Raw genomic sequence first — 24166 nt, 5'->3', positions numbered from 1 at the left:
TCAGGAACGGGGGAAGACGATGCCGTCGAACAACTTCCGCGCGGTGCGGAACACCGTCGAGCGGGCCACCCGCGGCGTCCCCGACGTCGTGTCGAACTCGACGCCGACACCCAGCGTGCCGCTGGGGTGCTCGACCTCGATCGGCTCCCCGGCGGGCGGGCGGACCAGCAGCTCGTGGCCGACCGCGCCGTCGAGCAGCAGCGCCGTCACGACGCTGACCCCGCCCAGCACGCCGATCGACGGGTGCGGCTTGACCGGGATGAACGTCTGGGTGGCGATGGCGCCGCCGTCGCGCGGAGCCGCGACGAGCGTCGTCTTCGGGACGGAGCTGCCACTCACGTCGCCGAGGCCCATGAGCTTGCCGGCTTCGACGCGCAGGGCGTCGACGCGATCGCCGAGGCCGGTCAGCTCCTCGACCGGTTCGTAGCCGGTGACGCCGAAATCGGCGGCGCGGGCCACGACGACCGGCATCCCGTTGTCCACACAGGACACTTCGATGCCACCGACGTTGTCCCGGATGTTTCCGGTGGGCAAAAGACTTCCGGTGACCGAGCCTTCGGTCTCGGTGAAGTCCAGCTCGACGGGCGCGGCCGTGCCGGGCACGCCGGAGATGGCGAGTGTTCCGGCGTAGTCGACCTCGCCGCCGGGAGTGGCGAACGTCGAGACCGCGATCGCGCCGGTGTTGACCAGGAGCACCCGGACGGTCGTGCGCTCGCCGCCGGCGGGCACCAGGCCGCGCTCGACGGCGAACTGGCCGACCCCGGCGAGCAGGTTCCCGCAGGTCTGCCGGTCGGACACGGTCGGCTCGTCGACCCCGAGCTGCAGGAAGAGGTAGTCGACGTCGCGGTCGGGACCGCCCGGCGGGGAGACGATCGCGACCTTGCTGGTGACGAGCTGCGCGCCGCCGACGCCGTCGATCTGGCGCGGGTCCGGGGTGCCCATGATCCGCAGCAGAAGGTCGTCGCGTTCGCCCGGGTCGGCGGGGAGGTCTTCGGCGAGGAAGTAGGCGCCCTTCGACGTGCCCCCGCGCATGAGCATGCAGCGCACGCCGGTCATCCCTGCTCCTTTTCGTACTCCTCGGCGGTGAGGTAGCGGACGCCCAGCGCGTCGAGCGTCTTGCGCAGGCCGTAGCGGTCGAGGCCGAGCTCGCCGCCGGCGAACGCCTCGCGCGCGGCGGCTTCCTTCTCCAGCCGGGCCTGAGAAGCCATCAAGCCCTCTTCGACGTCCTGGCGCCGGACGCGCAGCACACCGTCGTCGTCGGCCAGGATGGCGTCACCGGGGTGGACGGTCTGGCCGCCCACGACGACCGGGACGTTGACCGCGCCGGCCGTCGCCTTGACCGTGCCCTGCGCGCTGACCGCGGCCGACCACACGGGGAAACCCAGCTCGCGCAGTTCGGCGACGTCGCGGACGCCGGTGGTGGTGACCAGCCCGCGCACGCCGCGGTGGCGCAGCGCGGTGGCGAACAGCTCGCCGAAGAGGCCGTCCTGCGACGGCGAAGTCGTGGTGACGACCAGGACGTCACCCTCCCGGCACTGCTCGACGGCCGCGTGGATCATCAGGTTGTCCCCGGGCCAGCACAGCGCCGTGACGGCCGTGCCGCCGATCCGCGCGCCGTCCTGGATCGGCCGCAGGTGCGGGCCGAGCAGGCCGGTGCGGCCGAGCGCCTCGTGCACCGTGGCCACGCCGTACTCCGCCAGCCGGGTCACCTGCCCGACGTCGGCGCGGGGCGGGTTCGTGACGATGACCGGTTTCATGCCGTCGACGCTAGAGAGCACCGACGAAATTGTCAACAATCTTGGCGACAAGTGGTCGGTGCGCTCGATGCCGTGTCGTCCATCCAGGTACGCGTGTCGTCCGCCGGGGTACGCGTGTCGTCCGTTCCGGCACCGGCGTGCCCCGCAGTCAGCGCAGGTGGGACACCTCGGCCGCGTCGGCTTCGCGCAGGGCTTCGATGACGCTCTGCAGGTGGACCCGCGCGGCTTCGGCGGCCTCGACCGGGTGGTGGGCGCAGACCGCGTCGATGATCGCCAGGTGCTCGGGCAGCGAGACCTGCGGCCGGCCGGGGCGCATGGCGAGGCGGAACTGGTGGCGGACGCTCTGCCCGCGCAGCCGTTCGAGCACCTGCTCGGCGGTGCGCTGCCCGCCGATCTCGCGGACCCGGCGGTGCAGCCGCTGGTTGAGCCCGGAGTAGCCGACGACGTCACCGCTCGACACGGCGGCTCGCATCGCCTCCCCCAGCTCGCGCAGTTCGGCGATCTCGGTGTCGGTGATGCGCTCGGCGGCCTTCGCCGCGCACAGCGCCTCGAGCATCATCCGCACTTCGGAGATCTCGACGGCCTCCTCCAGCGAGACCGCGCGCACCCGCGCGCCGCGGTTCTGCACCCGCTCGACCAGGCCTTCGTTGGTGAGCTCGATGAGCGCGGACCGCACGCTGGCGCGGCTCGCCGCGAACTGGGCGGACAGATCGGCCTCGACCAGCCGCTGGTTGGGGACGAACTCGCCGCGGACGATGGCGTCGCGGATCGCGGCCACCACGGATCGTTCCCCCGGCCGCTGGTCGGCGGCAGTCTCCGCCATACTCCCACCCCTGTTTGTTGACAATTTTGTCGTGCAGATCGTTCACTTGATCGTAGGTGCCTGGAGAGGATTGTGCTATGCGCGGAACCATCGCGGTATTGGGGCTCGGCGAAGCGGGCGGCGCGCTCGCCCGCGACCTGGCGGCGGCCGGCGCCGTCGTCCGGGGTTACGACCCCGCCGCGCCCGCGCCGGAGGGGATCGTCGCCACCGGCTCGGAGGCCGAAGCGGCGACGGGCGCGGACGTCGTACTGAGCGTGAACAGCGCGTCCGCCGCCTACGACGCGGTCGCCGCCGGTCTCGCCGGGCTGGCGCCGGACGCGCTCTGGGCGGACCTGAACACGGCGTCACCCGGGACGAAGCGCCGGCTGGCCACCCTCGCGGCCGCGCACGGCGCCGGGTTCGCGGACGTGGCGATCATGGCGCCGGTGCCGGGCCGCGGGCTGCGGGTGCCGATGCTCGCCACGGGCACCGCGGCCGCCGAGGTGGCCGCGGTGCTCAACGGCTTCGGCGCGGCGGTGGACGTCATGCCGGGCGAGGCCGGGCTGGCGGCCGAGCGGAAGCTGCTGCGCAGCGTGTTCTTCAAGGGCATGTCGGCGGCGGTGGTCGAGGCCCTGCAGGCCGCGCGGGCGGCGGGGTGCGAGGACTGGCTGCGGCAGCTGATCACCGACGAGCTGACCGCCGCGAACGCGTCCACCGTGGAGCGGCTGGTCACCGGGTCCTACACCCACGCGGTCCGCCGCACGGCCGAGATGGCGGCCGCCGCGGAGATGCTCGACGACCTGGGCGTCCCGTCGGACGTCGCGGGCGCGGCGCGGGACCAGCTCGCGAAGTTGTCGAAGGAACCGGGCGGCCGTTAGGCCATGTCGGCCACATTGTGAACAATTATGCTGCGAATCTTGTGGCCAATATCTCAGCGGATGTAACTTCGGGACCCTTCGCCCCATCTCCGGACGAGAGGGACATCGATGTCCGCACCGGAACTCTCCCCCGCCGCCGAAACCGCTTCGAGCCGCCTGTCGGTCCGGGTGACCGCGCTCTGCTGGGTGCTCGTCCTGCTCGACGGCCTCGACCTGTTCGTCTACGGCGCGACGCTGCCCGGCGTGCTCGCCGACCGGGGGTTCGGCCTGACCGCCGTCACCGGTGGCACGATCGGCAGCCTGACCACCTTCGGCATGATGCTCGGCGCGCTGGCCTCGGGTGTCGTCACCGACCGGATCGGGCGCCGGAAGATCATCCTCACCGGCGTCGTCCTGTTCTCCTTCGCTTCGGCCGCGTGCGCGCTGGCCCCGAGCGTCGGGTTCTTCGGGGGCGCGCGGTTCGTGGCCGGGGTCGGGCTCGGCGGGCTGCTGCCGTCGGCGATCGCCATGGTCATGGAGTACGCGCCGCCGTGGCGGAGGAACCTCGCCGTCACCGTGGTGATGACGGCCCACCAGGCCGGCGGCGCGCTCGCCGGCGCGCTGGGCATGGTGATCGTCGAGTCGCTCGGCTGGCGCTCGGTGTACTGGATCGGCGCGGTGCCGATCGTCGTCGTGCTGCCGGTGGTCGCGGTGCTGCTGCCGGAGTCGCTGACTTTCCTGCTGGCCAAGGGAAAGACCGAGCGGGCGCGGGCGATCGCCGACCGGTTCTCGGTGCCGCTCGATGCGTTCGCCCCCGAGCCCGACCCCGGACGCCGCGGCGGGCTGCGCGGGCTGTTCGCGCCGTCGGTCCGGGCGACGACGCTGCTGTTCTGGGTCGCGTCGTTCGCCGGGCTGCTGCTGGTCTACGGCGTCAACACCTGGCTGCCGACCATGATGCGCGCCAACGGCTACAACCTCGGCTCGGCGATCAGCTTCCTGCTGGTGATCAACGTCGGCGGCATCGCGGGCATGCTGGTGGCCGGGCGGCTGGCCGACCGGTTCGGGTCGCGGCCGGTCGCGATCACGTGGTTCGCGCTCACCGCGGCCGGCGTCGGCCTGCTCGCGCTGAAGATGCCGCTCCTGGTGACGTACGTGGTCGTGTTCCTCACCGGCGGCTGGCTGTTCAGCGCGCAGACGCTGATCTACGCGAGCGTCGGCGCCTACTACCCCGCCGACAGCCGCGCCACCGCGCTCGGCTGGGTGTCCGGGGTCGGCAGGCTCGGCGCGGTCTTCGGCCCGTGGCTGGGCGGGATCCTGGTGGCGGGCGGGCTGTCCGCGCTGGGCTTCGGGGTCTTCGCCCTGGCCGGACTGCTGGGTGCGGTGATGGTGTCCCTGGTTCGCCGGCTGCCGAAACCTGTTGTGCTGCCCCGCAGGACCCAGCACGCGTGACCGCGGCCCGCGGGGGTGTCCGGCTCGGTACGGGCTTTCGGGGCGTGGCCGGACGGGCCCGGCCCGCCGCGGTCTCCGGGACACGGCTGCGCGGAATCCTCCCGCCGAGCGGGTTGCCCGCACTCGGCTTCACCCCGCCCACAGGACCCAGCGCGCATGAAACCGCTGCCTGCTGCGGGGCTGTTCGGCTCGGCGTGGTCTTCGGGCGTGGCCGGGCGGCATCTCGCGCCGGGCGGGCCCGGCCCGCCGCGGTCTCCGGGACACGGCTGAGCGGAATCCTCCCACCGAGCGGGTTGCCCGCACTCGGCTTCACGTCGCCCACAGGACCCAGCGCGCAGGAACCGCTGCCTGCGGCGGAGGTATTCGGCTCGGCGTGCTCTTCGAGGCGCGGCCGGGCGGCATCCTCGCGCCGGGAGCCTAGCGCGGGGCGAGGCCGGGCGGGCTCTCCGGACACTGCCGTGAACCGCCACCCGCGAGCCGGTTCGTGTGTGGTGCGCGTCCGGTCAGCGGGGCGCGGAAACCTTCGGTCGTCGCCGGGTCGCCACGGCCCGGCACCGACCGGAGGAGCCCGACATGACCGAGAAGACCGCACTGGTGACCGGGGGTTCGCGCGGCATCGGACGGGCGATCGCCCTCCGCCTGGCCGCCGACGGGGCCGTCGTCGCCGTGCACCACGGGGGCAACGAGGTCGCGGCCAAGGAGACCGTGACGATGATCGAGGACGCCGGCGGCCGCGCCTTCGCCGTCGCCGCCCGGTTCGGGGACGCCGGTGCCGTCGACGCGCTGGCGAGCGCGGTCGAAGCCGCGTTCGGCGACCGCGGGCTGGACGTCCTGGTCAACAACGCCGGCATCGGCTCGCACAGCACGCTCGCCCAGCTGACCGAGGACGAATTGGACCGGCTGCTGACCGTCAACGTGAAGACGCCGATGCTGCTGATCCGGCGGCTGCTGCCGCTGCTGAACGACGGCGGCCGGATCGTCACCGTCGGCTCGATGGCCTCGCGGATCGCCGTGTCGAGCCAGATCGCCTACACCGTCAGCAAAGCGGCGGTCGAAGCGCTCGCCCCGACGCTGGCCAACGACCTCGGCCACCGCGGGATCACGGTGAACACCGTCGCGCCCGGCCCGATCCGGACCGACCTGACCGCCCCGATGCTGGCCATTCCCGAAGCGGCGGCGGGCCTGACGTCGATGACCGCGCTGGGCCGGATCGGCGAGCCCGAGGACGTCGCCGACGTGGTCGGCTTCCTCGCGGGCCCGGGCGGCCGCTGGATCACCGGCCGCACCCTCGACGTCTCCGGCGGCACCTACCTCGGCCCGATGGCCCCGGCCTGAGCCGCCGTGCCGCCCAGGGCGATCAGCCCCGGGCGGCGACGCCGTCGAGGTGCAGGACGCCCTCGGTGTGGTGCTCGGCGACGAACTCCGGCCCCTTCGTGACGAGCCGGGCGATCGCGGTCGCGTGCCCGTGACCGAGGCCGTGCTCGGTCTTGAGCCACGTGACGATTTCGCCGTGCTTCGTCAGGTTCTTGCCGGACGCCAGATCGAGAAAACCACGCGGAGTGATCCCGGTCTGCTTCTCCGCGTTGTCGAGGTAGGCCTGAAAGGACATGACTGCTCCCGGTTTTCGAGGTCCGATGGTGACGATCCGGCTGTTCCGGGCCGTCCGCACCGGCGGTTCCCCGGTGCGTCTCGCGTGCTGCCACCGTCCCACCGACAACTTTTTTTGTCAATAATCCGCTGTCATCACGATGTCGACGGACTGCAACCGGATTGTCGACGGTGACTGCGAAGCTTCGCCGGTCCCCGGATGGGGCGGGGCCGAGGGGTGCTGGGGGAAAACGTGGAGCAGCAGGCGAACGCGGGCGAAATCACCTGGATGCCGGACCCGCGGGGCAGGTTGCACGCGGCCGACATCGACGCGGTGCCCGATGTCGCGGCACCGACCGTGGTGCTCGCCGACACCCGGCCCGCGGTGCGCCGCGGGGTCCGGTCGATGCTGGAGCGCTCCGGCGCGGTCACGGTCGTCGGCGAGGCGGCCACCGCCGCCGGGGCGCTCGCGGAGACCACCCGGCTGCGGCCGGACGTGCTCGTCATCGACGTGCAGCTCGGCGGCGAAGACGGGATCGACGTCATCAGCCGGGTCGCGCGCACCGCGCCCGGGACCGCCGTGCTCGTCTTCAGCGAGGTCGACGACGACCGCGCGATCACGTCCGCCTTCCACGCCGGCGCGCGGGGTTTCCTCGGCAAGGACGCCGGCACGGAGGAGATCGTGCGCGGCGTGCAGGCCGTGGCGGCGGGCCAGGCCATCATCGGCAAGGCGATCGCCGGCCGGCTCGGCGCGTGGATGCGCCCGGCGAGCACCCTCGACCCCTACCCGTTCGCGCAACTCACCGCGCGGGAACGGGAAGTGCTCGACCGCATCGCCGCCGGCAAGTCGAACCCGGCCATCGCGCGGGAGCTCGCCCTGGCGCCCAAGACGATCAGCAACCGCGTCTCGGCGATCTTCACGAAGCTCGGCACGGCCGACCGCGCGCGGGTGATCGTGATGGCGCGCGACGCCGGGCTCGGCCGCGGCTGAACCGCACGGGACCGATTCCCCGGCGGACGGGAACCGCTCCCCTATCCCGCGGGAACCGGCCGATTTTAGCCTCGGCTCAGCTTTTGAGCCCGAGCCTGAGCCACCACCGATCGGAGTGGGACGTGACCGACCTCGAACCTGCCGTCGTGACCATCCGGAAGCGGGAACCCGAGCACCTGCACCGCATGGACGGCCTCGACCTCAAGCTGCTGCTGCCGTGGGACGGCGTGGCGGCGCCCTTCCGCGGCGCCTGGTGCGTGCTGCGGCCCGGTGACGTCGCGCTCGAACACGCCCACGAGGACCGCGAGATCTTCTTCGTCATGTCCGGGCGGGCCGAGGTGCGCGGGGGCGGGAAGCGGTACGAAATCGCCGCCGGAGACCTGGTCTTCCTGCCGCCCGGGCTGGCGCACCAGGTCGTCAACGAAACCGACGAGGACGTTTCGTACTACGCGATTTGGTGGGACACCTCGATGTCGGAGGAGTTCCTCGCGCGGCAGGCGACGCCGGCCGAGGCGGGCTGAGCCGGTGCTGGACTACGACGGGAAGAAGTTCCGCAAGACGGGCAGCGAGTCCCACCCGGTCACCGTGTACCGGCAGGACGGCGACGTCGTGTGGTCGGAGTTCGCCGGCGGTGAGGTGCTGCGCGGCTCGACCGCCGGCACGCGCGCCGCGGACGGGACCCTCCACTTGGGATACACCATCGTGCTCGCGGGCGGGGAGATCATCAGCGGGCACACCGTCAACACCCCGGAAGTGACCGAAGACGGCCGGGTCCGGCTGCGTGAGGTGTGGGAGCGCTACGGCCCGCACGCGGCGACCGGCGTCTCCTACCTCGAAGAGGTGACCTGAGTGACCGCGACCGAGGCGGACTGGCGGCACCTGGCCGGCGCCGTGACCGGCCCGGTGTTCGCGCCGGGGCAGCCCGGCCCGGGGACGCCGTTCAACCGGCGGTTCGCCGGGACCGTGCCGGCCGGCGGCGTCGCCGTGACCGGCGTCGAGGACGTCCGGCGGACCCTCGCCTGGGCCCGCGACACCGGCACCGGCGTCAGCATCCGCGGGGGCGGGCACAGCTTCGCCGGGTACTCGACCGGGACCGGGCTGGTCCTCGACGTCGGCGCGCTGAACGCGGTGACCGCCGACGGCGAGACCGGGCTGGTCACGGCCGCGGGCGGCGCGCTGATGTCCGATGTGTACACCGCGCTGCAGCCGCACGAGATGGCTTTCGCGCTGGGCAACGGGGATTCGGTCGGGATCGCGGGCCTGACGCTCGGCGGCGGCAACGGCGCCACGTCACGCAAGTTCGGGCTCACCGCCGACGCGCTCGTCGCGACCACCCTGGTCACCGCCGACGGCGAGGTCGTGCGCTGCGACGCGCGGGAGAACGCCGACCTGTTCTGGGCGTGCCGCGGCGGCGGGGGCGGGAACTTCGGGGTCACGACGTCGCTGACGTTCCGCGCCCGCCCGGTCCGGGACTGCTCCACCTACCTGCTGCTCTGGCACGTCGCCGACGCGCCGAAGGTGTTCTCCGTACTGCAGGAGACCGTCCGGACCGCGCCCGACGAGTTCGCCGCGCGGATCGGCGTCGCCACGACCGGGGACGGCACCGTCGTCTCGGCCATCGGGCAGCACCTGGGCCCGGCCGCCGAGCTGCGGGAGATCCTCGACCCGGTGCTGGCGGTGGCCCGCCCGTTCCGGTGCGACGTCGACGACCGGACCTTCTGGGAGGCCAAGGACTTCCTGCGGCACGAGACCGCCGCGGGCGCGTTCGCGACGCGGACGGCGTTCACCCGGGAGGCGCTGCCGGACGACGCCGTGGCGACGCTGCTCTCGTGGCTCGAACGGTGGCCCGGCAGCGGCAACCCGGACGGCGGCGGCGCGGCCCTGTTCTCCTGGGGCGGCGAGGTCAACCGCGTCCCGGCGGCGGACACCGCGTTCCCGCACCGGGACGCGCGGTTCCTGCTGTCCATGGACACCTCCTGGGACGAGCACGACGAACCCGGCGTCGTCCGCGCCAACCTCGGCTGGCTCACCGGCCTGCAGGAAGCGCTGGCGCCCTACACCTCCGGCGGGGCGTACCTGAACTTCACCGACCCCGACCGCGCGGACTGGCGCACGGCGTACTACGGCGCCAACTACCCGCGGCTGCTGGAGATCAAGCGGCGGCTGGACCCGGACGGGCTCTTCGCCTTCGAACAGGGCATCGGCCGCGATGATCGGTGACGACCGGGTCCACATCTGGACCGCCGCCGAGGTCGACGACGGCCAGGTGCCGCCGGCGCAGCACGCGCCCGTGGCCGAGATCCTGGCCTGGGCCCGGCGTTACCTCGTGACGTCGAACCCCGGGCTCGGCCGCAGCGGCCCGGTGTGCCCGTACACCCAGCCGTCCCTCCACAGAGGACTCTTCCACCTCGCCGCCCTCACCGACGCCGGTGGCGCCGACATCGCCGAGGCCGTCGAGAGCCTGCGGTCCTGGTACGAGAAGCTCGCGGCCGAGATCGACGGCCAGGACCGCGAGCTGCTCACCATCCTGCTCGTGCTGCCGCACCTCGACCCGCTCAGCTCGGCCGCGCTCGACGCCGTGCAGGCGCGGGCGAAGGACCGGTTCGTGGCCGACGGCGTGATGATCGGCCAGTTCCACCCGGCGTGCGACCAGCCGGGACTGTGGAACCCGCACTTCAAGGCGCTGCGCGCGCCGGTGCCGCTGCTGGCCATCCGCAAGCTCGTCGTGTTCGACCTGCCGTTCCTGATGGACTCCGAGGTGCACGCCGAGAGCTACCTGCGGCGGTTCGCCCCGGACATCCCGCCCCGCATCCGCGACCAGCTCGTCCGGCGGCTGACGGAGCGCCGCGACGCCGTCCGCACGCCCTGACACTTTCGCCCGGAAGGGGTACGCATGGAGTTCACCATCGTGGGCGCCGGCATGGCCGGCGCCTTCCTCGCGCTTTCACTCGCCCGCGAAGGCCACACGGTCACCGTCTACGACCTCCGCCCGGACCCGCGGGTCGCGTCCGGTGAGGGGTCGTCGATGAACCTCGGCCTCTCCCGCCGCGGCCTCGACGCGCTCGGGCACGCCGGGCTCCGGTCCGAAGTGGACGCACTCGTCATGCCGATGCGGGGCCGGCTGCTGCACGACCGCGAAGGCGGCACGCGGTTCTCGACGTACGGCGACGGCGGCATCCTGGCCATCCAGCGTAGCGACCTCGGCGCGCTGCTCGTCGACGCGGCCGCGAAGGTCCCGGGCGTCCGGTTCGTCTTCGAGGCGCGGTGCACCGGCATCGAGAAGGACACCGCGACCGCGTACTTCGTCGACCAGACCACCGGCAAGGGGCTGACCGCGAAGGCGGACGTCCTGGTCGGCGCGGACGGCGTCTACTCGGCCGTCCGCCGCTTCCTGCAGCGCGACGAGCGCGCCGGCTACACGCAGGAGTTCCTCGACTGGGGCTGGCGCGAGCTGCACATCCCGGCCCGGCCGGACGGCGGGTTCCGGATGGACCCGGACGTCTTCCACCTGTGGCCGCGCGGCGACACGATGATGTTCGCCCACCCCAACCGCGACGGCTCGTTCACCTGCTCGTGCGTCCTGCCGTTCCGCGGCCCGCGCAGCTTCGAGACCCTGCGCGAAGCGGGCGACGTCGAACGGCTGTTCCGCGACCTGTTCCCGGACCTGCTGGAGCTGGTCCCGGACATCGGCACGTGGTTCTTCGACCGCCCGACGATGAACCTGGTCACGACGCGCACGACACCGTGGCACCACGAGGACAAGGTGGTCCTGGTCGGCGACGCGTGCCACGCGGTGTTCCCGTTCCTGGCCCAGGGCATGAACGCGGCGTTCGAGGACTGCCGCGAGCTGGTGAGCAGCCTGCGCGCGCACCCGGACGACCCGGGCGTGGCGTTCGAGCGGTACTACGCCCGGCGCAAGCCGAACACGGACGCGCTGGCCGAGATGTCCCGCCGCAACTTCGCGGAACTACGGGACACGGTCCGCTCCCCGGCGGTCCGGGTGGAGAAGGCCCTGGACGTGGCTTTGGAGCGGGTGTCGGGGAAGCGCTGGATGCCCCTGCACGCGATGGTGACCAACACGACGATCCCGTACGCCCAGGCCCAGCGCCGGGCGGCGCGGCAGCACCGGCTGCTACGGGGGCTGGGGGTGGTCGGTCTCGCGGCTATCGGCACGGCTTTGCTGCGGAAGCGGCTGTCCTGAACGGACTTGCTCGGAACGCCCGGCGGACTTCCTTCCGCCGGGCGTTCGTTTGACCGCCACCCGCTGCCGACCGTCGACAGCGCTGGACATTCGGCGTCGTCACACGGAACGGACGGCGGACTCGGATCCGCCGGGTTCGCGCGGCTGCCGCCGCACATCCATGGCCTACACCCGGCTGGCGTTCCGTGATTCGCATCCAGCGTGGGCACCCGAAATGCCCGGCGGACCCCTTCACCGAGCGTTCGCGCAGCGGCCACCCCATGTCCGTGGCCCGCGCACCCGGCGGCCGTTTCCGTCGTTGACGTTCGGTCGATGGAGGATTCGGGACGTCGGGCGGCCAGGTTCCTCCATCGACAGCGCTGCGCGTTCGGCGCGGTCACCCGGGACCCCGGCGGGACCTGCCACCGGGCGTTCGCGCCGTGCCGACCGCCGACGCCGAAATTCCGTGAAGGCCTCCTTACCGGCCATAAGAGCCGGTAAGGAGGCCTTCACGGAACTCGAGCCGACCGCAGCCGGTGCCAGGGAGCGCGTTCGGCGGGCTTGAGGCGGCGCAGGGTCCACAGGCCGTACAGCGCGAGCAGCGGCTTCACCAGCAGCCATTCCCCGGCGCGGTAGTCGTCCGCGGGCGCGAGTTTGGCGGCGAGATCCGGGCGACGGCGGCGGAGGTAGGCGCGGGCCTTGAGCGCGTGCGCCGGCTGGGAGGCGATCTTCACGCGGTCCACGTCCTCCAGCAGCGGGATCACGTTCGTGACGTTCTCCCACGTCGTCCGGCTCCGGTCTTCGAGGAGCACCCGGCCGTCGTAGCCGAGCACGCTTCTCGCGTAGTCGGCCATCACCTGGGCCTCCGCGGGGCCGTCGCCGGTCGTGCCGCCGCTGAAGATCACCCGGGTGTCGTCGCCCGTCAGGGAGCGCAGGCCGGCGCGGACGCGCCAGCGGTTGACGGCGTTGGCCGTCGGGCCGCGGTTGCGGTAGCCCAGTACGACCACGGCTTCGGAACCGCCGTCACGGCCGGGGGTGACGAGCGTGCGGGACCAGCGCCGGTTCAGCCACTCGCTCCACGCCAGGATCCCGGCCAGCACCCACACCGCTCGCATGGGACGACAGTAGGACACGCCCGGCGGGAAACCCGCCGGGCGTGTCCTGCGAACGCCGGCTAACTCGTGATGCCCAGGCAGAGGCGGAACTCGGGAGTCCCGCCCAGCAGGTGCGCGCCCGCGGACTGGAGGATGCGGTCCTGGGCCAGCAGGTGCTGGCACATCGTCGTGGTGTCGCGGAGCCAGCGGTCCAGCGGGCCGCTGCGGTGGATCGAACCCGTCTGCATCAGGTCGTACAGCCGCGTGACGATCGAACGGGCCGTGCGGAACGCGTGCAGCCGCGCCAGCGGCAGCGCCGCCTGCAGCTCCACCGGGACCGGCTTCCCCGCCGAGAGCAGCTCCCACTGCTCCCGCATCGTCCCGTAGACGCCGTGCCGGGACGCCGTGAAGTCCGCTTCGCACTCGGCCAGCGTCGTCTGCATCCGCCAGTTGTCCGCCCACGGGACGCCCGTCGCGCGGTCCACCCGCGTCCGGACGATCTCGCGGACGTGGTCCAGCGCCGCCCGCGCCACCCCGAGGGGCACGCCCGGGATCGTGCGCATGAACGACTCGGCGCTGGTCAGCGGGCTCGGGCGGCCGTGCACGGTGTCGAAGGCGAGGGTGCGCTCCTCCGGCACGAACACGTCGGTGATCGTGTAGTCGCAGCTGCCGCTCCCGGCCAGGCCGGTGGTGTGCCAGTTGTCGACGACCTCGACGTCGGCGCGCGGCACCATGAACAGGCGCGAGTCGTGCGGGTCGCGGCCGTCCGGGCTCGGGTCCGGCCGGCCGTCGCGGTAGATGAACGCGCCCGAGATGACCCAGTCGCTGTGGGTGACCCCGCTGCCGAACGTCCAGCGCCCGGTGAGCCGGTACCCGCCGGGCACGCGTTCGGCGCGGCCCACCGGGAACAGCATGCCGGCCGTGACCAGGTCGAGGCCGGCGAACATCTCCCGGGCCGCCGGGCCGGCGATGAACGACGCGTACAGCCCGGTGCAGGCCCCGATGTGCGTGCACCAGCCGGCCGAAGCGTCGCCGTAGGACAGTGTTTCGACGACCTCGGTCTGCTCGATCGAGGTCAGCTCGGGGCCGCCGAACTCGCGGGGGAACGCCATCCGGAACACCCCGGCCCCCCGCATCAGCTCGACGACGTCCTCGGGCAGCCGCCGCAGCCGCTCGAACTCCCCCGCACGCTCGCGCAGGACCGGGACCAGCGCCTTCGCCCGGGCCAGGATCTCCTCGGCGGTCCGCGGCGGCGCCGGGCGCGTGAGGCTCTCGGCGGTCACGCGTCCACGTCCAGCAGACCGGCCGGCATCACGAACGACGCCCCCGTTTCCGGCGGGTCGAGCGGGTCGGCGTCCACTTCGACGAGTGCCGCCGCCTGGTCGAGCCGCTGGGTGCAGGCCTCGACGTCGTCGCCTTCGCACACGACGAAGGAGTGCCGGGCGAGGTAGCCACCCGGCGGCAGCCGCAGCGACGCGCCGGGCTCGACCATCTTCGACGCCGTCACCAGCCCGGGGGTTTCCGACGGCACCGTCACCGACCGGATCACGCAGTCGCGCGGCGGGCAGCCGAACCGGATGCCCACCACGGACTCCCGGGTCGGCGCCAGCTCCGGCCGCTGCCCGGTGGCGACGTCGAAGAGCACCTCGCCCGGGTCGATCCCGGTGGCGGTCAGGCCGAGGAACGGGATGAGGTCGCCACCCAGCCTGCCGTTGATCTCGATGATCAGCGGGCCCCGGTCGGTCAGCCGGACCTCGGTGTGGGTGATGCCGTCCTCGACGCCGAGCAGCCGGTGCGCGCGGGCGAGGGCGTCCATCAGCTCCCGGTCGCGCAGCAGCGGATCGGCCGCGTCCACGACGTGCCCGGTCTCCTCGAAGTACGGCTCGGCGCCGCTCTGCTTGCGGGCCAGGAACATCGGCAGGTACTCGCCCTTGTGGACGGCGGCGTCGACACTGATCTCCGGGCCCTGCGCGTAGCCTTCGACGATCGCGGTGCCCCCGTAGGGCGCGTGCTCGGCCCGGCTCGCGCCCGCGGCGACCTCGAACGCGGCCTCGACCTCGGCCGCGTCGGCGGCGAGCACGACACCGATGCTGGCGCCCATCGCGCGGGGCTTGACGACGACCGGGTACCCGATCTTCTCCGCTGCCGCGATCGCCTCGTCCGCCGTCGCCACCGTGGCGAAGCCGGGCTGGTGCAGGCCGGCTTCGGCGAGCACCGACCGGGTCCGGTACTTGTCCCGGCAGCCGACCGCGCCGTCCGGGCCGAGGCCCGGCACGCCGAGCTCGACGGCGAGCTCGCCCGCGGCCAGCACCACCGGCTCGTCCCAGCACATCAGCCCGGCGATCGGCCGCCGCGCGGCCACCTCCCGGGCCGCCGCGGTCATCACCTCGGCGTCGAAGACGTTGGTCAGCACGATCTCGTCGAAGTACTTCTTCTGCCAGGTCGGCTTGAGGTTGTTGAGCAGCACCAGGTCCAGCCCCGCCGACCGGGCGCGCCGGTGGATCGAGCGGACGAGGTACTCGCGGTAGAGCTTCAGCCCGCTGCCGATCACCAGCAGCACGCCGTTCGGTTCGGTCATGCCTTCCCTCCCACGGGTTCCGTCGCGGTCCCGGTCTCCACGGCCGGGACGGGCGCGGTCTTCTGCTTCATGGCCGCCCAGGCGAAGTAGCCGGCGACGAGGCCGAGCGCGCCGCCCAGCGGCCAGATGCCCCGGCCCAGCCACGTCCACGCCAGCACCCCGAACACCGGGCCGAGCGCCGAGGACAGGCCGATGATCGTGTGCTGCGTCCCGATGTAGCGGGCCTTCACCCGGGCCGGGAACCGGGCCGGGTAGGCGAACATGCTCGGCCCGGAGATCATCAGCCCGGACACGAAGAACACGGTGCTGAGGATCACGAGCGTGCCGGAGCCGGCGGCCAGCCCCCAGCCCGCGACCCCGACCGCGAAGACGGCGTGCCCGAGCCCGGCGGCCAGCGGGGGCGGCCAGCGGGTGACGTACGTGGTGAGCTTGAGCTCCGTGACGATCAGGATGATCGACGACGTCGCGAGCACCGCGCTGTAGAGCGCCTCCGGGTGGCCGTCGGCGAGGATCTGCAACGGTAGCGCGACGGTGAACTGGGCGTAGACGATCGTGCCGACGAACATGGATCCCAGGTAGAGCAGGAACTTGCCGTCGCGCACCATGGTCGCGTAGGCCGACTTCCGGTCCACTGTGGACGCCGGTTCCTCGTCCTCTTCGGGCGGGACGTCGACGTTCTTCGGCAGCAGTGCGAAGGCGAGCAGCGCGTACACCGCCGCGGTGGCGCCGTCCAGCCAGAACAGCAGGTCCCAGTCGACCAGGATGAGGCCCGCGGCGATCAGCGGGGCCAGCGCGGCCCCGATGTTCAGCGCGATCCGCATCATGGAGAAGCCCATGACCTGGTACTCCTCGGGCATCTGGTCCGACAGCAGCACCGCCGCCGCCGGGCGGTAGGCCTGCGTCGCGAGACCGCCCAGCGCGACGACGCCGGCCAGCGGCCAGAACGTCGACGGGTGAGCCAGCAGCGGGATCGACGCGACCAGCGGGGCCGACGCGATCATCGCCACCACGATCGTGGTGCGCGGGCCGAACCGGTGCGTGAGCTCACCGCCCAGCATCGTCCCGAAGATCGCGCCGACGCTGTAGGCGACGAGGCACAGGCCCGCCGCGGCGACCGAGACCCCCCGCACGGTCAGGTACAGCAGCAGGAAGGTCTGGACGAACGCGCCGAGCTGGTTGACGAACACGCCGCCGAGCAGGTAGCGCACGGGGGTCGGGGTCGCCTTCAGCACGGCGAACACGCCGGCCGGGGCCTCGTTGCTCATGCCGTCTCCTCTGTGATGGTCGTGACGAACCGGCGGGCGGCGAGCGGCGCCGTGGCGAACCCGGTGCCGCCGCACGCCGCGCGGGCCTGGACGGCTGGGCCGACGCGCGCCAGCAACGCGTCGCCTTCCCCGGTCAGGTAGTGGCACTGCTTGGCCCCGACGACGGTGTAGCGGTCCACATCGGACAGGACCGACGCCGCCAGCAGCCGCTCGGTCCAGTCCGCCGGGCCGTCCCCGGTGCAGTCCGTGTCGGGCACCTCGCGGCAGACGGCGTCCGAGCTGATCTTGAGCAGCGTGCCGTCACCGGGTGGCAGCAGCCACGCCCGCGCGTCCGCGCCGATCCGCCCGGCGCCGGGTGCGGTCTCCCACCACCGGGCCAGCTCGGCCGGGGGCCGGAGGTAGAGCATGGTCTGCCGGTGCCGGACCGCCGGCAGCCCGACCAGGTCGGGGGTCCACGGGCCGGCCGCGACCAGCACCCCGTCGGCCCCGAGGACCTCGCCCCCGGCGAGGGTGACCTTGCCGGTGTCGCCGTCCACCTCGGTCACGGCCGACCAGGGCCGCAGCCGCACGGCGGGGTGCGCGTCGAGCCAGCGCACCGCGGCCCGGAGCACCCGGTCGGCCAGCAGCACCCCGGCGTCGAGCTCGAGGACGCCGGTCGTGCCCGCCGGGAAGCCGATGTGCGGCAGCTTCTCCGGGGCGACGGTCGAGACCGGCACGCCGGCACCGATCGCCGCCTCGAGCACCCCGCCGACGTCGCCGTCCGGCCAGGCCGTGACGATGCCGACACGGCGCAGGAACCGTTCTCCCAGCAGGGTTTCCAGTTCGAGCCAGCGCCGGTGCGCCGCCGCCATCCGCCGGGACGCGGCCGCGTCGCCGGGGGCGAACGTGCGCAGCGCCCGGTGCTGGTCGGCCGAGCTGGCGTCCGGGTTGGGGATCGGGCCCCGGTCCAGGACGGTCACGCGATGCCTGGCGAGCGCGCACTCGACCGCGGCGAGCAGCCCGGTGACGCCCGCCCCGGCGACCACCACCTCCCGCGGTGTCACGACGGGACCGCGCCGTCGAGCCGGGGCAGCCGCCGCGGCGTGACGGTGGTCGCGGCCGCGCGCGCCGGGATCGTCCGGTCCGGCAGCGCCTCGGCCAGGTCGACCAGGATCGGCCCGGCGCAGCGCAGGAGGACGTCGACCTCGTGGCAGAAGTCGCCGGCGTCGTGCTCGCCGGGCTCCCAGCCGTCGAGGCGGCCCAGCTGCTCGGCCAGGGTGAACGCGGCCGCCGTCATGCTGAACCCGTCGACGCCGTAGGCGGCGGCGAACCGTTCGAGCACCCGCCCGGCCGCGGCCCGCGACCGCTCGGACACCGGCAGCTCGCGGCCCACCCAGGCGTCGACCTTCTCCGCGACCCGGTTCCACGGCCCGACGAGCCGCGTCTCGGTCACCCGCTCCAGCGCGCCGCGCGTGAAGTCGGTGCGCTGGAACTCGGGGCTGGTCGAGGCGAGGTGGAACCGGATCAGGTCCCGGGGCACCTCGCCGGCCAGCTCCCGCCCGGACACGACGTGGGCGCGGCTGGTGGAGAACTTGTCGTTGGCCAGCTCGTAGAAGTCGTTGGTGACGAACCGGTCCGGCAGGACGTACCCGCCGAGCGCCAGCAGCATCGCCGTCCCGACGACCGCGAACGGGTAGGTCGCGTCCAGGCCCATGAAGTAGACGACCTGCGTGCCCGAACCCGCCGCCCACAGCTCGTCGTCGGCGGCGAGCACCGCGCCCCGCCGCTCGGCGGCCAGCGCCGTGGTGCACATGCTCCAGGGCATGCCTTCCATGTGCGCGTAGAAGACCTGGCCGGGCGTCTCGGGGAACGGCGCCGGGATGCCGAACGAACCCGGTTGTGTGACCGGGAAGTCCGGCAGCGGCCGGGCCAGCATCTCGTCGATCAGCTGGGCCATGTGCGGGCGCATCCCGGCCCGGCGCGCGGCGAAGAACTCGGTGAGCTCCGCCCGGTACTCCTCCGGCGAGAACACCAGGATCTCGGCCTCGCGCAGTTCCACCGGCTCGTCGGGATCCAGCGCCGAACGCGGCGAGAGCAGCTCACCCGGCTCGATCGGGTGGCCGCAGCTCTCGCAGAGCCCGGAGTTCCCGTCGGCCAGGCAGAACGGGCAGCCGCCGCGCACGTAGGCGTCCATCAGGTACTGGCCCGACCGTGTCGAGTAGGGGAACTTCACCGCGCGCAGCTTGAGCTTCCCGAGGGCGTGCAACCGCTCGTGGAAGCGCAGCACCATCTTGACGAACCGGTCCTCCAGGCAGGCGAACCCGTCGACCCGGACGGCCAGCGCGGCCAGGGTCTCCGCCACCTGTGCGGCCGATTCCTCACGCAGGCCCTCGGGCGTCACGCCGAGGCGCCGCGCGGCCGTGACGATGTAGTTCTGCGTGAAGTGCATGCCGGTGCCGAACAGCGCCTCCCGCCCGGTCGCCTCGGCGTACCGGCGGCAGACGTCGGCGGCGAGGAACGGACCGGCGAGGTGCCCGAGGTGCAGGTCGCCGTTCGCGGTGGGCGCCGGCGAGAGCACCACCAGCCGCTCCCCCGCCATCACGCGCTCCGCACCGGTGCGACGCCGCGCCGGGACAGCAGGTCGTCGACGATGTCCTGCGACCGGTGGGCGAGCACGCTGATGAGGGAGTCGGCGATGCCGTGCGTCTCCTCGTTGACGCCCTGCAGGTACACCGCGCCCCACGCCGCGTCACCCAGGTCGACGCGGTAGCACCGGCTGACCGTGATCTCCGGCCGGCCGGCCTTGGCGGTCAGGTCCCGCACCAGCGCGGGCATCCGCGGGTCGTAGCCGGTGCCCAGCAGCACCACGTCGCACTCCAGCGGCTCGACCTTGCCGCTGGTGCGGTCCCGCAGGTCGAGCACGACCGCGCCGTCCTCTTCGCGCGCGGCGACGACCTCGGTCATCGCGCGGACGCGGGACCGTTCCGGTCCCAGCATCTTCTGCCGGTAGAGCATCAGGTAGAGCTCGTCGAGGAACGGCGGCGCCATGCCGCCGTAGTTGGTCAGCCGCATCTCGGACAGGAGCTCCTCGCGGATCTCCGGCGGGCTGTCGTAGAAGCGGTCCACGAAGGACGGGAAGAACAGCTCGTTGACGAACTTGCTCGTCTGGTAGTTCTGCGGGCCGACCGAGCGCACGACGAGCGTGATCTCGCTGGACGGCAGGTTTTCGTGCAGGGCCATGAACATCTCGGCGGCGCTCTGCGCCCCGCCGACGACCACCGCCCGCAGCGGCTCGTCCCGGTCGGTCTGCGCGATGCGCGTCCGGTACTGGGCGCTGTGGATCACGCGGTCGGCGGGCAGGTCGGCGAACACGGCCGGGACGTGCGGATCCCGGCCGCCGCCGACGATCAGGTCGCGGCAGCGGATGGTGTCGCCGTCGGTGAGGGTGACGGTCCAGCCGGTCAGCAGGCCGTCCGCGCCGTGCACCGGTTCGATCGACGCGGCGCGGGCGCCGTAGCGGATGTTGACCTGCTCCAGCGACTTCGCCACCCACTGCAGGTAGTCGGAGATCTCCCAGCGGAACGGGTTGAAGGTGCCGAGGTTGACGAACTCGTTCAGCCGGCCCGATTCGTGGAGGAAGTTCAGGAAGGAGAAGCGGCTTTGCGGGTTGCGCAGGGTCACCAGGTCCTTGAGGAACGAGACCTGGCTGCGGGCCCAGGGCATCAGCAGGTTGCGCTGCCACTTGATGTCGGGACTCTGTTCCAGCAGCAGGGTTTCCCCGGCGAGCTCGGGCGAACCGGACTCCTCGATGGCCGCGGCCAGCGCCAGGTTCGCCGGTCCCGCCCCGATCGCCAGTACGCCCACCTCGTGGTCAGTCACTCGGGTTCCCCCTTTTGTCGCACGTCGGCCGAAGGTCGGGACCGAATGTAACCGCGCCCTTTTCCCGGCCGACAGGGAAAACGATCCCGCCCGGCGGGGAAATCCGACCCGCCTTCGCCAGGCCCGCACGATCGGCGGCGCGCATCTCCCGGCGGCGGTGTACACATGGCCGCGCCACCCGTTCGGCGGTGCCCGGCACCAACTCCAGACGTCCGTGAAGGCCACCTTGAGGGACTCAGAGTCCCTCAAGGTGGCCTTCACGGACGTTCGCCTGTCCTGAAGTGGGGTCAGCCGGTGCGGCTGCGGCCGACGCGGTCGGCGGCCACGTGCAGCTCCCGGGCCCGGTACAGCTCCTCCGCCGCCCGCCAGGCCGCGCGGGCCCTCGCGGAGTCCGCCAGCTGCCGGTGGGTGTCGCCCAGTGCCGACAGGACGCCCGCCTGCCGGTAGGTGTTGTCGAGCGCGCGCCAGAGTTCCAGGGCCCGTTCGTAGTGCTCCAGCGCCTTTTCGTACTCGCCGAGGTCGTTCGCGATCCGGCCGAGGCTCTCCAGGCTGTCCGCCTCGCCATAGACGTCCTTGCGGCGCAGGGAAAGCGCGAGCGCCGTCCGGCAGTAGCGGCGGGCCTCGCCGTGGTGGCCGAGGTGGCTGTAACAGGTCCCGATCAGGCTCAGCGCGCGGGTTTCCCACTTGGTGTTGCCGAGCGTGCGGTACAGGTCGTGGGAGCTGAAGGCACGGGCGAGCGCGCGGACGTGGTCGTCCTGTTCGTGCCAGGCCAGCGCGAGCACGTAGTGGACACCCGCCTGGCCGAGCAGGTCGCCGATCTCCTCGGCCAGCCGCAGCGACTCGCCCAGGTGGTCCAGCGCCTCGGAGAACCGGCCCAGTGGCGCGTAGACGAGCCCGAGCCGCCGGTGCGCGCGGGCCTGGGCGGCCCGGTCGCCCAGCCGTTCGGCCGCGGCCAGGCCGGCCCGCCAGCACGCGATGTTGGCGTGCAGGTCGCCGCGGCGGTAGTGGAAGTTGTCGAGGGTCCAGGCGAGCTGCCACACCGCGGTGTCCCAGCCCTGTTCCTCGGCGGCGGCGCGCGCGGCGAGGACGCAGCGGTGGTTGGCGTCGAACCAGCCCATCGCCTCCTCGGCGTCCTCGAGGGGCCAGGGTTCGCAGCCGGGCGGGTCGAGGTTGATCGGCGGGTGCTGGTCGTCGAGCAGGCGGCTGCCGTGGTAGGCCGTGTGGAGGTGGAAGTCGACGACCCGGCGCAGCGCCGCGCGCCGGTCCGGCTCGGGTTCTTCGTCGAGCCCGGTGGTGTGCGCGTGCCGCCGGAGCAGGTCGTGGAAGCGGTAGCGGCCGGGCGCGTGCTGCTGCAGCAGGTGGTCGTCGACCAGGCTTTCCAGCAGCTGCTCGGCGTCGGCGAGGTCGAGCGCGGCGAGCGCGGCCGCGGCCGGGGCGTCGAAGTCCGGGCCCGGGTGCACGCCGAGCAGCCGGAACATGCGCTGCCGCGCGTCGTCGAGCTGCTCGTAGGACAACGCGAACGCGGCGGCGACCCCGCGGTCCCCCGCCGACAGCTCGGCGAGCGGCCACCGGGCGTGCTGCAGCCGGCGCGCCAGGTACCGCACCGTCCACGCCTGGCGGGTGCGCAGCCGGGCCGCGGCGAGGCGGATGGCCAGCGGGAGCCGGCCGCAGTGGCGCACGACGTCCAGGACGGACGCGGCTTCGGCGTCCCCGCGGGCCTGGCCGACGACCCCGGTGAACAGCACCACCGCGTCCGCCTCGGGCAGCACGTCCAGGGAGATGACGTCGGCGGCTTCGAGGTCGACGAGGCGGCGCCGGCTCGTGACCAGCGCGAGGCTGCGCGGGCTGCCGGGCAGCAGCGGCCGGACCTGCGCGGCGTCGGCGGCGTTGTCCAGCACCACCAGCACCGACCGGGTGGCCAGCTCCGCCCGCCAGAGCGCCGCCCGGGCGTGCTGGTCGGCGGGGATGCGGTCGGCGGGCACGTCGAGGGCGCGCAGGAGCGCGTCGAGGGCCGCCGCGGGCGACGTCGGCTCCTGCCCGGGGGTGTGCCCGTGCAGGTCGACGAACAGCTGCGCGTCGCGGTAGTGCCCGGCGAGGCGGTGCGCGGCGTGCACGGCCAGGGTCGTCTTCCCGACCCCGGCCATCCCGTCGATCGCGGTGACGACGGTGACGTCGGGCGCCTTCTCCCTCGCCGACAGCAGCCGGGTGAGCTCGGGTTCGCGGCCGGCGAAGTCGGGGATGTCGCCGGGCAGGTCGTTGCGCGCGGGTGCGGGCAGCCGGGTGACGACGCTCTGCGCCGGGCGTTGCCCGAGCAGCCGCGGGTCGCCGTCGAGCACCTGGCGGTGGATCTCGGCCAGCCGCGCCGAGGGGTCCAGGCCGAACCGCTCGACGAGCTGGGTGCGGGCGCGGGAGAAGACGTCCAGGGCGTCTGCCTGGCGGTTCGCCCGGTAGAGCGCGATCATCAGCTGGCCCCACAGCCGGTCGCGGCCGGGCTCGCGTTCGGTCAGGCCGGTGAGCTCCTCGACCAGGGTGGCGCTCGCGCCGGTGGCGAGCTCGGCCTCGACGCGGTCCTCGGTGGCGGTCAGGCGCAGGCTCTCCAGCCGGGCCGCCTCGGACCGCAGGGACGCCACGGCGGTGAACTCGCCGTAGGCGTCGCCGCGCCACAGGGCCAGTGCGTCGGCCAGGATCTCGCGCGCCTCGGCGTACCGGCTCGCCGCGAGGGCTTCGCGGCCCGCGGTGACCTGTCGTTCGAACCGGGCGGCGTCGACGAGTCCGGGCGGGACCAACAGGGTGTAACCGGCCGGGTGCGTGGTGATGAGTTCGCCGGTGCCGAGGGCGTCGGCGAGCGGCACCAAGCCGCGGCGCGCACGGGACACATAGGTCCGGACGGTGCGCCGGGCGTCCGGGGGCGCGTCGCCGCCCCACAGGGCTTCCACCAGCGCGCCGACGCCGGTGACGCGCCCGGCGTTGACGGTCAGGAGGGCGAGCAGGGTCCGGATCCGGGTGCCGCCGAGGACGAGGGCTCCCTCGTGCGCGCACACCTCGAACGGGCCGAGAACGCGGACCCGCGGCGGTCCGGCGTCCTGCTCCCCTGCGTTTTCCATCTCCCAAAGGAGAACACGCCCAGGCCCTCGGATACACGTCCGTTCAGGGCATTCCCCATTACCGGCACCCGCTCGGTCCACCGAAAGGCACCCTGCTGGCGGAAACCCCTACCCCGCAAGAAACCCCCACCATCCACAAAGGACACAAAAACGAACGGACAGTCACCGTCCAACCGCAACCCGACACCAACGGGAACTTCTTAACCACGTCCAGGCCCAACAGGACGAACAACAACACCCGACACCCGACAGACCAACGGAACCACGGTGGGGGTCCGGGGGCGTGCCCCCGGCGGGGGTGTGGGGGCTCGGCCCCCACAAGACACTGACGAGAAGAGCCCTGCTTGCGCATTCCGCAAGCAGGGCTCTCCTACGATTCTCGGGTGGGCGATACTGGGATCGAACCAGTGACCTCTTCGGTGTGAACGAAGCGCTCTCCCCCTGAGCTAATCGCCCGCGGTACGAACTCCGCTGAAGGGTTGGGGAACCCTGGTGCGCGATACTGGGATTGAACCAGTGACCTCTTCCGTGTCAGGGAAGCGCTCTCCCGCTGAGCTAATCGCGCGCTCCGGAAGTCCGTACTCGCAGAAGCATATCGGACGGTGTCGAGGGGGTTGCAGGGGGTTCGGTTTCGGCCGGTGTGA

Annotated in this window: 21 protein-coding genes and 2 tRNA genes; 9 read left to right on the top strand and 14 right to left on the bottom strand. The window is 72.9% G+C overall.

Annotated elements, in window-relative coordinates; all coding sequences use genetic code 11:
- The 3 genes from VA596_RS14565 to VA596_RS14555 all read right to left on the bottom strand — a co-directional run bounded on the left by VA596_RS14565 (position 1) and on the right by VA596_RS14555 (position 2580).
- Entirely contained in the window at positions 1-1056 is a 1056-nt protein-coding gene (locus VA596_RS14565; RefSeq protein ID WP_323327200.1) for a 4-oxalomesaconate tautomerase, read from the bottom strand.
- On the bottom strand, positions 1053-1757 hold the full coding sequence (locus VA596_RS14560; protein WP_323327198.1) for a 4-carboxy-4-hydroxy-2-oxoadipate aldolase/oxaloacetate decarboxylase: 705 nt from the start codon (positions 1755-1757) through the stop codon (positions 1053-1055). Before VA596_RS14560 ends, VA596_RS14565 begins: the two co-directional genes overlap by 4 nt.
- Before the next feature lie 148 nt (positions 1758-1905).
- The gene (locus VA596_RS14555) at positions 1906-2580 is read right to left on the bottom strand and encodes a GntR family transcriptional regulator (RefSeq protein ID WP_323327196.1); all 675 of its coding nucleotides are present in this window, start codon (positions 2578-2580) and stop codon (positions 1906-1908) included.
- A gap of 77 nt (positions 2581-2657) precedes the next feature.
- On the opposite strand from VA596_RS14555, the gene VA596_RS14550 reads away from it, so the two are divergent.
- The 3 genes from VA596_RS14550 (at position 2658) to VA596_RS14540 (ending at position 6200) form a co-directional block, all read left to right on the top strand.
- Complete coding sequence (locus tag VA596_RS14550) at positions 2658-3437, top strand: NAD(P)-dependent oxidoreductase (protein ID WP_323327194.1); 780 nt, start codon at positions 2658-2660, stop codon at positions 3435-3437.
- Positions 3438-3545: 108 nt separating this feature from the next.
- Entirely contained in the window at positions 3546-4865 is a 1320-nt protein-coding gene (locus VA596_RS14545; protein WP_323327192.1) for an MFS transporter, read from the top strand.
- Positions 4866-5438: 573 nt separating this feature from the next.
- The gene (locus VA596_RS14540) at positions 5439-6200 is read left to right on the top strand and encodes an SDR family oxidoreductase (RefSeq protein ID WP_323327190.1); all 762 of its coding nucleotides are present in this window, start codon (positions 5439-5441) and stop codon (positions 6198-6200) included.
- A 22-nt stretch (positions 6201-6222) separates the two neighbouring features.
- Here VA596_RS14540 and VA596_RS14535 read toward each other — a convergent pair whose 3' ends face one another.
- On the bottom strand, positions 6223-6474 hold the full coding sequence (locus VA596_RS14535; protein ID WP_323327188.1) for a DUF4287 domain-containing protein: 252 nt from the start codon (positions 6472-6474) through the stop codon (positions 6223-6225).
- 198 nt (positions 6475-6672) lie between these two features.
- Between VA596_RS14535 and VA596_RS14530 the strand changes: the two genes are divergently transcribed.
- The 6 genes from VA596_RS14530 to VA596_RS14505 all read left to right on the top strand — a co-directional run bounded on the left by VA596_RS14530 (position 6673) and on the right by VA596_RS14505 (position 11644).
- On the top strand, positions 6673-7443 hold the full coding sequence (locus VA596_RS14530) for a response regulator transcription factor (RefSeq protein WP_323327186.1): 771 nt from the start codon (positions 6673-6675) through the stop codon (positions 7441-7443).
- Positions 7444-7565: 122 nt separating this feature from the next.
- The gene (locus VA596_RS14525) at positions 7566-7964 is read left to right on the top strand and encodes a cupin domain-containing protein (RefSeq protein ID WP_323327183.1); all 399 of its coding nucleotides are present in this window, start codon (positions 7566-7568) and stop codon (positions 7962-7964) included.
- A 4-nt stretch (positions 7965-7968) separates the two neighbouring features.
- Positions 7969-8292, top strand: coding sequence for a hypothetical protein (locus VA596_RS14520; protein WP_323327181.1), 324 nt, complete (start codon positions 7969-7971; stop codon positions 8290-8292).
- Positions 8293-9663 (top strand): FAD-binding oxidoreductase, encoded by a 1371-nt coding sequence (locus tag VA596_RS14515; protein WP_323327179.1) that lies wholly within the window; start codon positions 8293-8295, stop codon positions 9661-9663.
- On the top strand, positions 9653-10312 hold the full coding sequence (locus VA596_RS14510; protein ID WP_323327178.1) for a DUF6875 domain-containing protein: 660 nt from the start codon (positions 9653-9655) through the stop codon (positions 10310-10312). The genes VA596_RS14515 and VA596_RS14510 overlap by 11 nt, the downstream gene beginning before the upstream one ends.
- 24 nt (positions 10313-10336) lie before the next feature.
- Positions 10337-11644 carry an FAD-dependent oxidoreductase gene (locus tag VA596_RS14505; protein ID WP_323327176.1) on the top strand — a complete coding sequence of 436 codons (1308 nt, stop codon included), beginning with the start codon at positions 10337-10339 and terminating at the stop codon, positions 11642-11644.
- Positions 11645-12132: 488 nt separating this feature from the next.
- Here VA596_RS14505 and VA596_RS14500 read toward each other — a convergent pair whose 3' ends face one another.
- The 10 genes from VA596_RS14500 to VA596_RS14455 all read right to left on the bottom strand — a co-directional run bounded on the left by VA596_RS14500 (position 12133) and on the right by VA596_RS14455 (position 24087).
- A complete protein-coding gene (locus VA596_RS14500; RefSeq protein ID WP_323327174.1) occupies positions 12133-12738 on the bottom strand; it encodes a YdcF family protein in 606 nt (201 codons plus the stop codon).
- A gap of 59 nt (positions 12739-12797) precedes the next feature.
- Positions 12798-14000, bottom strand: coding sequence for an acyl-CoA dehydrogenase family protein (locus VA596_RS14495; RefSeq protein WP_323327172.1), 1203 nt, complete (start codon positions 13998-14000; stop codon positions 12798-12800).
- Entirely contained in the window at positions 13997-15295 is a 1299-nt protein-coding gene (locus tag VA596_RS14490) for an ATP-grasp domain-containing protein (RefSeq protein WP_323327171.1), read from the bottom strand. Before VA596_RS14490 ends, VA596_RS14495 begins: the two co-directional genes overlap by 4 nt.
- The gene (locus VA596_RS14485; RefSeq protein ID WP_323327169.1) at positions 15292-16560 is read right to left on the bottom strand and encodes an MFS transporter; all 1269 of its coding nucleotides are present in this window, start codon (positions 16558-16560) and stop codon (positions 15292-15294) included. The genes VA596_RS14490 and VA596_RS14485 overlap by 4 nt, the downstream gene beginning before the upstream one ends.
- Positions 16557-17603 (bottom strand): NAD(P)/FAD-dependent oxidoreductase, encoded by a 1047-nt coding sequence (locus VA596_RS14480; protein WP_323327167.1) that lies wholly within the window; start codon positions 17601-17603, stop codon positions 16557-16559. Before VA596_RS14480 ends, VA596_RS14485 begins: the two co-directional genes overlap by 4 nt.
- Positions 17600-19138: a class I tRNA ligase family protein gene (locus tag VA596_RS14475; RefSeq protein ID WP_323327165.1), complete on the bottom strand. Its 1539-nt coding sequence runs from the start codon at positions 19136-19138 to the stop codon at positions 17600-17602. Before VA596_RS14475 ends, VA596_RS14480 begins: the two co-directional genes overlap by 4 nt.
- Positions 19138-20418, bottom strand: a complete 1281-nt coding sequence (locus VA596_RS14470; RefSeq protein ID WP_323327163.1) for a lysine N(6)-hydroxylase/L-ornithine N(5)-oxygenase family protein — start codon at positions 20416-20418, stop codon at positions 19138-19140. Before VA596_RS14470 ends, VA596_RS14475 begins: the two co-directional genes overlap by 1 nt.
- Positions 20419-20705: 287 nt before the next feature.
- Positions 20706-23522, bottom strand: a complete 2817-nt coding sequence (locus VA596_RS14465) for an AfsR/SARP family transcriptional regulator (RefSeq protein ID WP_323327161.1) — start codon at positions 23520-23522, stop codon at positions 20706-20708.
- A gap of 384 nt (positions 23523-23906) precedes the next feature.
- Positions 23907-23978 (bottom strand) — tRNA-Val (locus VA596_RS14460).
- A gap of 34 nt (positions 23979-24012) precedes the next feature.
- A tRNA-Val gene (locus VA596_RS14455) sits at positions 24013-24087 on the bottom strand.
- Positions 24088-24166 lie beyond the last annotated feature (79 nt).

The sequence above is a fragment of the Amycolatopsis heterodermiae genome (genome assembly GCF_034929455.1).
Taxonomy (GTDB): domain Bacteria; phylum Actinomycetota; class Actinomycetes; order Mycobacteriales; family Pseudonocardiaceae; genus Amycolatopsis; species Amycolatopsis heterodermiae.
Note: the sequence above shows the minus strand (reverse complement) of the source record. Positions and strands in the feature narration are given on the sequence as shown.